This is a genomic window from Herbidospora yilanensis, assembly GCF_001570565.1.
Classification (GTDB): Bacteria; Actinomycetota; Actinomycetes; order Streptosporangiales; family Streptosporangiaceae; genus Herbidospora; species Herbidospora yilanensis.
The window spans coordinates 1-10713 of the sequence record NZ_BBXE01000038.1 but is presented as its reverse complement, the minus strand read 5'-3'; the positions used below and the strand labels follow the sequence as shown (position 1 = coordinate 10713).

Genomic DNA, 10713 nt, shown 5'->3' with positions numbered 1-10713 from the left:
GATGACCGACTTCACCTTCGAGCACGCGCCGGGGGACGGCGACCGGCCGGCCGTGGTGTTCATGTCCGCGCTGTTCGCCGGCGGCTGGATCTGGGAGCACCCCTACCGGTGCCTGGCGGCGGCGGGAGTGCCGGTGCTCCGCACCCACGAGGCCATCTGCGCCCTCGACCGGCGGGTGGCCGGGTCGATCGAACGGCTCGGCGACGCGCTCCTGCGGGCCTGCGACGAGGCCGGCGCGCAGGACGTGATCGTGTGCGCCAACTCGCTCGGCGGGCTCGTCGCGATCGACCTCGCCGGGCGTCACCCCGACCGGGTGCGCGGCATCGTGGTCAGCGGCGCCCCCGGCCTCACCCCCGACCCCGACGTCGGCCTCAGCTTCGACCGGCGGGCCAGCGTGCGGCCGGTCGGCGCGGAGTTCGGCGACCGGATGATGGCCGCGCTCTTCCACGGCGAGGAACGGTTCTTCACCCAGGAGCAGATGGACGGCGTCGGCACCATGCTGCTGGAGCCAGAGGCGATGGTCAGCATGGCCCGCAGCATCAAGGCAACCCGCCGCTACCAGGTCAGGCCCGCGCTGGACAAGGTGCGCTGCCCGTCCGCGTACGTGTGGGGGCGGCACGACCGGATGACCCCCGTCGACCCCTGGCTGGAGCTGCTCGCCGGCTACCCCGCCGCCGAGGTCGTCGTCGTGGCCGACAGCGGCCACATCCCGATGATCGAACGGGCCGCCGAGTACACCGCGATCCTGGAGTCGTTCCTGGACCGTCACGGCCGGGTGCCGGCATGACCACCCGCATGACCACGCCCGCCGTCCTGATCGGGGTGGACATCGTCTCGGCCGACCGGCTGACCCGTGCCGTCGCGCGCGGCGGCGTGACCTTCGCCCGCCACCTCACCACCCTCGCCGAACATGACCGCGGCCCGGGCACGGCGACGTTCCCGGTCAAGGAGAGCTTCATCAAGGCCGTCGGGGGCCGCCCGCCCGGCTTCAGCTGGCACGACTTCGAGGCCGCGCCGGAGCCGCCGCCGCTCTGGGCCGGCGAGCTGCTCGACGAGGCGGCCGCCGAGCTCACCGCCGCCACCGGCCTGGCCCTGGCCGCCGGCGCGGCGTACATCCTGCGCGGCGCCTGCCGGGAGGCCGCCCGTCTCCGCCTGGCCGCCGGGCAGGGCCAGGTGGCGGGCGCGGCCCGCTGGGGGAGCGGCGCGGGGCTGCTCGTCTCCCTCGCCGTCGTCTACGTCGACAGGAAGGACGCCTGATGTCCACGACCAGAACCGTCCGGCCCGGCGGGTCGATCCAGGCCGCCCTGGACGAGGCGGGCCCCGGCGCGACGATCCTGCTTGCCGCGGGGGAGTACCCGGGGAACGTCTGGATCAGGCACGACGGGGTGACCCTGTGCGGGGAAGGGGCCGTGCTGCTCCCCGGACCAGGGCTCCGCCCCGACGTCCCGGGCCTGCACGACGCGGGCGAGGACGTGGTCTCCGGCGTCGTCGCGCACGGCGTCCGCGACGTCACCGTCGCCGGGCTCACGGTGCGCGGCTTCTCCGGCGCCGGTGTCTACGCGCACTCCGTCACCGGCCTCGCCGTCCGGGACGTGACGGCCGTGGACAACGCCGTCTGGGGTGTCTACGTGCGGGAGGGCACCGGTTGCGAAGTGCTCCGGTGCCGGGCCTCCGGCAGCCAGTACGGCGGCGTCGCGGTCAGTTTCTGCGGCCGGGGCGAGGCGCTCATCGAGGGCAACGAGACCTTCGCCAACGCGTTCGGCGTGTTCGTCGACAACTCCAGCGGGGTGCGGGTGCTGCGCAACGTCAGCCACGGCAACGCGATCGGGCTGATGCTGCTCAACCAGACCTACGAGGGGGAGCCGGACGGCGGCGTGCGGGACTGCCTGGTCGCCGGCAACGACGTCCACGGCAACGACCTGGCCTCCGGCGGCGACGATCCCGGCGCGCTGGGCGCGGCGGGCCCGCCGATCTCGGGGGTGGGGATCGCGCTGATCGGCACCGAGCGGGTCTGCGTGGTCGACAACGACGTCCACGACAACCACCCCAGCGGCGAGTCCGTGATGGGCGCCGCGTTCGTGATGGGCTCGTCCAAGGGCTGGGGCGGCGACGACGCGGTGGCCAACCACGTCCTCTGGAACAGGGTCACCGGCAACACGCCGCTGGACTACCAGCTCGGCGTCGACCTCGGGCTCCAGACCTTCGCCGGCAACGTGGCCGCCAAGGGAGAGCCCGGCGAAGCGGTGGGGTGGCGGCCATGACCAACGCGCTGACCTGTGCGAACCTCAGCAAGAGTTACGGCGGCGTGGCCGCGGTGCGCGACGTCGGGTTCACCATCGCGCCGGGGGAGGCCTACGGGCTGCTGGGCCCGAACGGCGCCGGCAAGACCACCACGATCTCCATGCTGGTCGGCCTGCTCAAGCCCGACGCGGGCACGGTCGTGGTCGGCGGCGCGGACCTCTCGGCCGACCCGATGGCGGCCAAGGCGAAGATCGGTTACGTCCCGCAGGAGATCGCCCTCTACCCGGATCTGACCGGCCGGGAGAACCTGCGCTTCTTCTGCCGCCTGTTCGGTCTCCCGCGCAGGGAGGTGCGCGGGCGGGTGGCGGAGGTGCTCGACATGGTCGGGCTCGCCGACCGCGCCGACGCCAAACTCGACACCTACTCCGGCGGCATGAAGCGGCGCATCAACATCGGCGCGGCCCTGCTGCACCGGCCCGAACTGCTCATCCTGGACGAGCCCACCGTCGGTGTCGACCCGCAGAGCCGCAAGTCCATCCTCGACGGCCTCGAACGCCTGGTGGCCGACGGCATGGCCCTGCTCTACACCTCCCACTACATGGAGGAGGTCGAGCGCATCTGTCACCGGGTCGCCATCATCGACCACGGCTCCATCGTCGCCGAGGGCACCCGCCACGAGCTGGTCGAGCTGGTCGGCGGGGCCGACCGGATCGAGCTCACCCTGGACGGCGACGTCGAGACCGCGCTCGCCAAGCTCCGCGGCCTGGGCGGCGTCACCGAGGCGGTCCGCACCGCGGCCGGGTCGATCCGGCTGATCGCCGAAGGCGGCCGGTACCTGCTGCCCTCGGTCATCTCCACGGTCGACGGCATCGCCGCCGTCACCGCCGTCGAGGTCGTCGAACCCGACCTTGAGGCCACCTTCCTGCACCTCACCGGCAGCACGCTCAGGGACTGACATGTTGCGATCGCTTCTCACGGTGAGCGCCCTGGAGCTCCGGACCCGGGTGCGGGACCGGACCGCCCTGATCATCGCGATCATCGTGCCGGTGGCCATGGCCACCCTGTTCGGGGTGGCGCTCGGCGGTGACGACCCGCCGCTGCGGGCCACCATCGGCATGGTCGACCTGGACGGCGGCGAGTTCCCCGCCGGTGTCCGCCGCGAGGTCCTGGCGTCCACGGAGCTGGAGGGTGTGCTGACGCTGCGCGACCTGCCCGGCCGTGAGCAGGCCCAGAGCGCCCTCGACGCGGGCGACATCGGGGCCGCGATCATCTTCCCCGCCGGGTTCAGCGACAGCGTCGGCGCGGGCGAGGGCGGCCAGGTCGGCGTGCTGACCTCGGCGGACACGCCGCTGGCTGGGGTGGTCGCGAACGCCGTGGTGGACCGGATCTCCAGCCTGGTGCGGGCCCGCACGCTCGCGGTCCGCGCCTCCCTGGACGCGGGCGTGCCCGCCGCCGAGGTCAAGGAGTTCGTGGAGCGCAACGGCGCGGCCGGGCCGGCCCTGACCCTGGAGAACGACCCGATGGCCGGCGGCAGGGTCGACCTGTCGGTCTACTACGGCGCCGGCATGGCCGCGCTGTTCGCCTTCTTCGTGGTCGGCGCGTCCTTCCGCGGCCTGCTGATCGAACGCAAACAGGGCACCTTGGACCGGATGCGCGCCGGGCCGATCCACGGCTGGGTCCCGATCGCGGGCAAGGCCGTCGTCGGGTTCGTGCTCGCCATGGTCAGCGTCTGCGTCACCTGGGCCTCCTCGGTGCTGATCTTCGGCTCCACCTGGGGCGACCCGGTGGCCGTGTTCACCCTCCTGCTCGCGCACGTGCTGGCCGCCACCGCGATCACCATGCTGGTCGCCAGCCGCGCCAGGACCGACGCCCAGGCGGACGGAGTGATCATGGTGATCTCCTTCGTGGCCGCGTTCTTCGGCGGCAGCCTGGTCCCGCTCTACACCCTGCCGGACCTGCTCCAGCAGATCGCCCTGTTCACCCCGAACGCCTGGACCACCACCGGGCTCACCGGCCTGGCCGGCTCGGGCGCGGGCCTGGCCTCGGTGGCCCTGCCGATCGGCGTCCTGTGCGCGATCGCCGCGGCCGCCTTCGGGCTCGCCGCGACGGGCTTCAGGAAGGGACTCCTCGGATGAGACCGCACCCCGTTCTCGCGCTGGTCGCCGCCAACCTGCGCCGCCACTCCCGCGACCGGGTGGGCCTGTTCTTCATCGTGGTGATGCCGTTCGTCAGCATCATCTTCGTCGGCATGGCGCTGGGCGGCGGCGCCGCCGCCTCCCGGCTGCCGGTCGGCGTGGTGGCCCAGGACTCAGACCCCGTGGCCGCCGCCGTCCTGGCGGAACTGCGCGCGCACCCCGACCTGGAGATCACCGCCGTCGGCGGCGAGGAGGAGCTGCGGGCCGGCGTCCGGGGCGGCGCGCTGGCCGCCGGAGTCGTCATCCCGCCGGGCTCGACCAGGTTCGAGCTGGTCATGACCCAGTCCAGCGGCAGCGGCATGGCCGCCCGCAGCGCCGTCGACGCCTCCGTCGGCCGGGTCGCCGGCGTCATCGAGGCCACCCGCGCCGCCACCTCGGCCGGCGCGACCCCGGCCCAGGCCGCCGAACTGGTGCGCAGGGCGCAGGCCGCCTCGGCCGACGTCGAGGTGGTCAACTCCGACACGGCATCCGACACCCCGCGGGGCTTCGCCTACACCGCCCCGGCCAACCTGCTGCTGTTCACGTTCATCAACTCCATGGCCGTCGCCGCCGCGCTCGTCGAGAGCCGCCGCATCGGCATGTTGCCCCGGGCCTTCACCGCCCCGGTGCGGCGCGGGGCCGTCCTGTTCGGCGAGGCGCTCAGCCGTTTCATCGTGGCCGCCGCCCAGGCGGTGCTGATCATGGTGGTGAGTTCGCTGCTGTTCGGCGTCTCCTGGGGCGAGCCGTTCGGCGTCGCCGCCGTCGTGGGCGTCTTCGCGCTGGTCGCCACCGGCGCCGCGATCCTGATGGGCAGCCTGGTCCGCTCCTCGGCGCAGCCGTCCGCGATCGGGCCGCCGCTCGGCATCGTGCTCGGCATGCTCGGCGGCTGCCTGTGGCCCGCCGAGGCCGCCGGCCAGACGCTCAACGCCATCGGCCACCTTTTCCCGCACGCCTGGGGAATGGACGCCCTCCTGACCCTGTCCCGGCCCGGGACGGGACTCGGCGACGTGCTGCTCGAAGTCGCCGTCCTGGGCCTGATGGCCGCCGTTCTGCTGAGCCTGTCCCTTGTCCTGTTCAGCCGACGAACGAGAACCCTCTGAGGAGGCAGCACACATGATGAATTCGACCACCAAATGGCCCGCCGACATCGCGGGTGTCTACCGATACGCGACCAGGAAAGGCGCCATCGACGGTCTCGACGTGGCGGCCGGCGAGCTCGGCATCGGCATGCGCGAGCTGAACGAGGCGGTGAACCAGCTCGTCGAGAGCCGCCTGTTACGCGCCGTGGACGGCGCCGCCCACCGGTTCATCCCGGTCGACCCGCAGGTCGCGGCCAACGCGCTGGTCTCCTCGGTCGAACGGGAGATCTACCAGCGGCGGGAGCTGATCGACCAGATCCGGGACTTCGTCGGCCCCGCGCCGTCGCCGATCGAGTACCTGGCCGGGTCGCTGGAGGTGCGCGGCTTCCTCAAGATGGCCGGGGACGCCTGCCGTACCGAGGTGCTGGTCCTGCAGTCCGGTGAGGACGACGCCGAGGAGCTCGCGCGGGCCTACCTGCCGCTGCTCTCGCGCGGCGTCACCGTGCGGATCGTCTGCCAGCACCGGAACCGGGCCGACCTGGCCACCCGGATGAAGCTGAAGCAGCTCATCGACGCGGGCGCGGCCATCGGCACGGTCAGTCACGTGCCGCGCTCCGCGGTCGTCTTCGACCGCACGCTGGTCGTGCTGTTCGGCCTGTCGGACGGCGAGACCAACGTGGCGCGGGTGCACAACGACGGCATCGTGCGGTTCCTGCTCGACCTGTTCGACCACCTGTGGGACACCGCGACGCCGCTGGAGGGCGCCGAGTCCGGCTACGCGAACGTCGCCGACGACCTGCGGCAGGCCATCGCGGGGCTGATGGCGAAGGGCTACACCGACGAGGTGGTGGCCCGCAAGCTCGGCATGTCGGTGCGGAGCTGCCGCCGGCACATCGCCACTCTGATGCGTGACCTGGAGGCCACCAGCAGGTTCCAGGCGGGTGTGCAGGCGGCGCGCACGTTCCTGGCCGGCGGCGCGTGAGGGGGTCCGCCGCGTCGGCGGCGGACCCGTGTTCTCAGCGTGTCTGTTCTCAGCGCATCGCCGCCACGACTCCGGCCAGGCCCAGGGCCCGGTCGCAGACCAGGTTCAGTCCGGTGACCAGTTCCTCGACCGTCATGCGGGGGCTCAGGCACATCCTGATGGAGTTGTTGGCGTCCTCGGCGCTCACCCCGATCGCGATGAGCACGGGTGAGGGTTCCTGGGAGTCGGAGTTGCACGCCGATCCGGTCGACAGCGCCACCGACGGCAGGCTCGCCACCAGGCTCTCGCCGCGCACCCCCGGCAGCACCAGGTTCAGCACGTGCGGGACGCCGGCCTCCGGGCGCCCGTTGAGACGCAGGCCGGGGATCCGGCGGGTGAGCAGTTCCAGCGCGGTCGCGCGCAGCAGCGCGACCTTCCTGCCGTCCTCCTCCATCCGGGTGGCGGCCAGTTCGCAGGCCTTGCCGAGGCCGACCGCCAGGTGGGTGGGGATGGTGCCGCTGCGCAGGTCGTACTGGCCGCCGCCGTAGGTGATGGGGCGGATCCTGCGGCGGATCTCCGGGCGGACGTACAGGACGCCGATGCCCTTCGGGCCACCGATCTTGTGGGCGGACATGGCCAGCGTGTCGATGGCCGCGCCGGCCACGTCGATCGGGATCCGGCCCGCGGCCGGGGCGGCGTCGACGTGCAGCAGGGCGCCGCTCTCATGGCAGAGCGCGGCCATCTCGCGGACCGGCTGGATGGTGCCGATCTCGCTGTTCACCCAGGCCACCGTGGCCATCCGGGAGTCGAAGTCGAGCTGGCCGGCGAACCGGGTCAGGTCGACCACGCCGTCGGCCCGGACCGCCATGGTCCGGATGTCGACGCCGCGCCCGCGCAGCGCGCGGGCGACCGACAACGACGATTTGTGGTCGGTGGGGCAGAACACCGCGTTGACCGGGGAGCGGTCGTCGTGGCCGAACGCGCCGAGCAGCGCGATGTTGTTGCTCTCGGTCGCGCCGGAGGTGAACACGACGCCGGCCGGGTCGGCGCCGAGGAGCCGCGCGACGGACTCGGTGGCCCCGTCCACCGCCCTGCGGGCACGCTTGCCCAGCAGGTGTGGGGAGGACGGGTTGCCGAACTCTTCCCGCAGATACGGCAGCATCGCGTCGAGCACTTCTTCGTCCACCCGGGTGGTGGCGCAGTTGTCCAGGTATATGACGTCCATCGTTCCGCCCTCAACTCCGGAAGGTGCTGACCGTCACCAGCTTCGAGTAGATCTCGTCGGTGGACATCTCGCCGCTGCCGCCGGGGTCGGCGATCACGACGGTCATGCCGGTGAGCCCGTAGAGGCTGAGCGCGATCTCGACTCCGGTCCGCACCGGGGACAGGCACTCGCCCGGGGCGAAGATCACGATGGTCCGGTAGCCGGCCTGGTGGACCTCCGAGATCATCTCGGTGATCTCGCCGGCGCAGCCGGTGACGCCGCAGCTGATCAGCGTGCGGTAGTTGCCCGACTCGTCCAGGAACGAGACCTCGGTGTCCTTCGCGCCGGACTCCAGCACCCGCTTTTCGAGCTTGCCCTGCTTGACGAACTTGTCGGCGGCCTTCTGGAAACGGTATTTGAGCCAGGTCTCCGGGAACGCCAGCGGATGTTTGCGGCTGGGCAGCACGCTCCCGGCGTCCAGCCCCGCCTCGCGCAGGATGCGCTCGTAGCCGTCGGGCAGCCCGGTGAAGCCGTCGAGGAACTCGGCGCGGAGCTCACTGGCGGGACGGCCGCCGGTGGGGACGTACTGCCAGTCGTTGATCAGCAGCAGCAGTCTGCGGTCGGCGACGATCGCCTCGTACGACTTGATCAGGTCGACCGAGAGCCGCCAGGTGTATCCGGGGAAGATCCCGACCCGGCCGGCGATCCGGTCGCGCATCGTGGTGGTGGACTGCTCCTCCAGGACGCCGGGGACGAGCCGGCCGGTGCCCTCCTCCTCGAACAACATGAAGTGGCCGCCCATGACGACGAGTTCGTCCAGGTTCGTGGTGGCGAGCTCGCGGTCGATGGCGGCGCGAAGCTCCTGCTCCGAGGCGACGAGTCGGTGGGACTTGCTTATGGTCTCCGCAGACAGTTCAGTCATGATCGAACTCCGGGTTGTAGTAATTGGCCCGCCAGGGTGCTCAGCGGCGTGACCCCGGTGAGCTGGTGAAGGGTGACTCCCGCCCATCCGAGGTCCTGGAGCAGGGCGAGCACCCGCGGAATCCGCAGGACCCTGCCTCCGGCCTCGGCGTAGTTCTGGGCCGGGTCGACGTCGGCGAGTCCGTTCGCCTGGCCCACGGCGGCCGCGAGGACCTCCACCGCCCCCTGCTCCGGGACACGTCGTATGTCGTGCCACGGGCCGGGCGGAGGCGCCGGGGCGAAGCCGGCCAGTGCGGCGATGTCGCTGGTCCGCAGGCCGTCCGGCGTCGCGTCGTAGGTGAGGATCGTGGTCTCCAGGGCACGCAGGAACCGCTCGACGGCGCCCCCGTCCATGACGGAGGAGGCGGCGTTCAGCGCGACCACGACGGAGTCCTGCCACTGGTCGACCCGGACGTAGGTGTCGGTGCCGTAAGCGGCGGCCGCCGGCTGCCAGGTGATCCTGCTGCGCCGCGCGCGGGACTCCAGGGTGGGCTGCTTGATGAAGTTGAACTCCGAGGCCAGCCGGGTGCCCTTCCTGGCCAGCAGCTCGACCACCGCGTCGTACGGGACGTAGGCGTGTTGCCGCGCCTGCTCGAACCGGTCGGCGACGCGGGCGAGCAACTCGGCGAAGGGCGGGTCGTCCCGCACGTCGACGCGCATGAGCAGCGGAGAGAACATGCAGGTCAGGACCTGCGAGTACGGGCCGCTCTCGCGGTTGCCGGTGAGCGTCAGATGGTCGAAGGACGGGCCGCCGGTGTAGGCGGCCATCAGCGCCGTGTAGGCCGCCAGGTGCACCTGCGACGGCCACACCCGGTGGCGGGCGGCGATCCGCTGCGCGGCGCCCAGCAGGGCCGGGGAGACCAGCGACGCCCGCAGCGTCTCCACGGGCGGACCGGGCCGGCGGCGTGCGCCGAACCCGTCGGCCGGCATGGCCTCGATCTCCTTCTCCCAGTACGCCAGCGCCGGCGCCGGGTCCAGAGACGCCTCGTGCCGGACGAGATCGGAGGGGCGGTGCCGGACCGGTTCGACCGCGGTGGGCCGCCGGGCCACCACGCCCGCGCAGCTCGCCCACATCTCGCGCTTGAGCTCCGTGACCGTCCACATGTCCACCGCGAGATGGTTCAGCACCACCACCGCCTGCCGGGGCACGCCCTCGGTGGTGATGATGACGACCCGGATCGGCCACTCTTCGGCGATGTCGAACTCGGTCGTGCCGAGCCGCTCCACGACCTCGGCGGGCATGGCCGTGCCGTCCTTCTCGGCGGACAGGACGACGAGGGGACACGGGCCGGGCGGGCGGACGACCCGGTAGGGATCGCCGTCGAGGTCGAAGTGGTAGGTGGTGCGCAGCGTCTCGTGCCTGCGGATCGTCTGGTTGAGAACCGCCCGGCAGTTCGGGATCGTCAGGCCCGCTGGAATCTCTAGATTCAGAATGATATGTGTATTGTGGCGGGCGTGCGGCGGCAGTTCGTGGTAACGGAGCCAGATGTAATGCTGGCCCCAGCCGAGATTCGTGTTCATCGGCGACCCCGCCTCCTGCGGTTGAACGGTTCAGCCTACTCAGGCTAAATGAGAAGACGTCCGCCGTCCTGACCTGCCGCTGGCATGTTGTCTTAGGCAAAAAGCTGCCAGAGCCCTTTCTTGACAGTTGTCGAGAAATTCAATGACCCTGAACGAGGTAATTCAGCGCAGGGATTTCAAGGAGACCCGTGATGGAAATACCTCACGAGTTCCAGGCCATTCTCCGCCGGCACCTGCCCTACGCCGGCCCGGGTGACCTGGCTCCCGGTGACGATCTCACCGCGCTCGGGCTGGATTCGATGGGGGTGGTGCAGTTGCTGGTCGATCTGGAGGACGGGTACGACCGGGAACTGCCCGACGACATCCTCGACGAGGAGACGTTCGCGACGGTGGGGTCGTTGTGGACGCGGTTGTCGGCGCTGCTGGACTCGGCGCGGACGGGGTACTGAGCCGTGCTGTCGCGCGTGGACGACCTGCTGCGGTTCGGGGACGACGACCACGCGGCGGTCACGTACAAGGATGTGACGCTCACCTATCGCGAGCTGCGGAGCCGGGTCGCGCGGGCGGCTGAGG

General features: G+C 71.6%; 11 protein-coding genes. 8 read left to right on the top strand and 3 right to left on the bottom strand.

The annotated features are described in order from the left end of the window. Position 1 precedes the first annotated feature (1 nt). Genes AW273_RS29300 through AW273_RS29270 form a run of 7 tightly spaced genes read left to right on the top strand, consistent with a single transcriptional unit; the run spans position 2 to position 6476 of the window. On the top strand, positions 2–787 hold the full coding sequence (locus AW273_RS29300) for an alpha/beta fold hydrolase (protein WP_062355043.1): 786 nt from the start codon (positions 2–4) through the stop codon (positions 785–787). Continuing rightward, the gene (locus AW273_RS29295; protein ID WP_062355040.1) at positions 784–1257 is read left to right on the top strand and encodes a holo-ACP synthase; all 474 of its coding nucleotides are present in this window, start codon (positions 784–786) and stop codon (positions 1255–1257) included. Before AW273_RS29300 ends, AW273_RS29295 begins: the two co-directional genes overlap by 4 nt. Then, positions 1257–2261, top strand: coding sequence for a right-handed parallel beta-helix repeat-containing protein (locus AW273_RS29290; protein WP_062355037.1), 1005 nt, complete (start codon positions 1257–1259; stop codon positions 2259–2261). Before AW273_RS29295 ends, AW273_RS29290 begins: the two co-directional genes overlap by 1 nt. Beyond that, the gene (locus AW273_RS29285) at positions 2258–3196 is read left to right on the top strand and encodes an ABC transporter ATP-binding protein (RefSeq protein ID WP_062355317.1); all 939 of its coding nucleotides are present in this window, start codon (positions 2258–2260) and stop codon (positions 3194–3196) included. The genes AW273_RS29290 and AW273_RS29285 overlap by 4 nt, the downstream gene beginning before the upstream one ends. A gap of 1 nt (position 3197) precedes the next feature. Beyond that, positions 3198–4376, top strand: a complete 1179-nt coding sequence (locus AW273_RS29280; protein ID WP_062355034.1) for an ABC transporter permease — start codon at positions 3198–3200, stop codon at positions 4374–4376. After that, positions 4373–5515: an ABC transporter permease gene (locus tag AW273_RS29275; RefSeq protein ID WP_062355031.1), complete on the top strand. Its 1143-nt coding sequence runs from the start codon at positions 4373–4375 to the stop codon at positions 5513–5515. Before AW273_RS29280 ends, AW273_RS29275 begins: the two co-directional genes overlap by 4 nt. Before the next feature lie 13 nt (positions 5516–5528). Then, a complete protein-coding gene (locus tag AW273_RS29270) occupies positions 5529–6476 on the top strand; it encodes a hypothetical protein (protein WP_062355028.1) in 948 nt (315 codons plus the stop codon). 49 nt (positions 6477–6525) lie between these two features. Here AW273_RS29270 and AW273_RS29265 read toward each other — a convergent pair whose 3' ends face one another. From AW273_RS29265 to AW273_RS29255, 3 genes are read right to left on the bottom strand one after another with little or no spacing between them, the layout of a single operon-like run. Then, positions 6526–7680, bottom strand: coding sequence for a cysteine desulfurase family protein (locus AW273_RS29265; RefSeq protein ID WP_062355026.1), 1155 nt, complete (start codon positions 7678–7680; stop codon positions 6526–6528). Between the two features lie 10 nt (positions 7681–7690). Continuing rightward, positions 7691–8581 (bottom strand): hypothetical protein, encoded by an 891-nt coding sequence (locus tag AW273_RS29260; RefSeq protein ID WP_062355024.1) that lies wholly within the window; start codon positions 8579–8581, stop codon positions 7691–7693. Then, entirely contained in the window at positions 8578–10140 is a 1563-nt protein-coding gene (locus AW273_RS29255; protein WP_062355022.1) for a condensation domain-containing protein, read from the bottom strand. The genes AW273_RS29260 and AW273_RS29255 overlap by 4 nt, the downstream gene beginning before the upstream one ends. Positions 10141–10331: 191 nt before the next feature. Between AW273_RS29255 and AW273_RS29250 the strand changes: the two genes are divergently transcribed. Next, entirely contained in the window at positions 10332–10589 is a 258-nt protein-coding gene (locus tag AW273_RS29250) for a phosphopantetheine-binding protein (protein WP_062355019.1), read from the top strand. Positions 10590–10713: the final 124 nt, after the last annotated feature.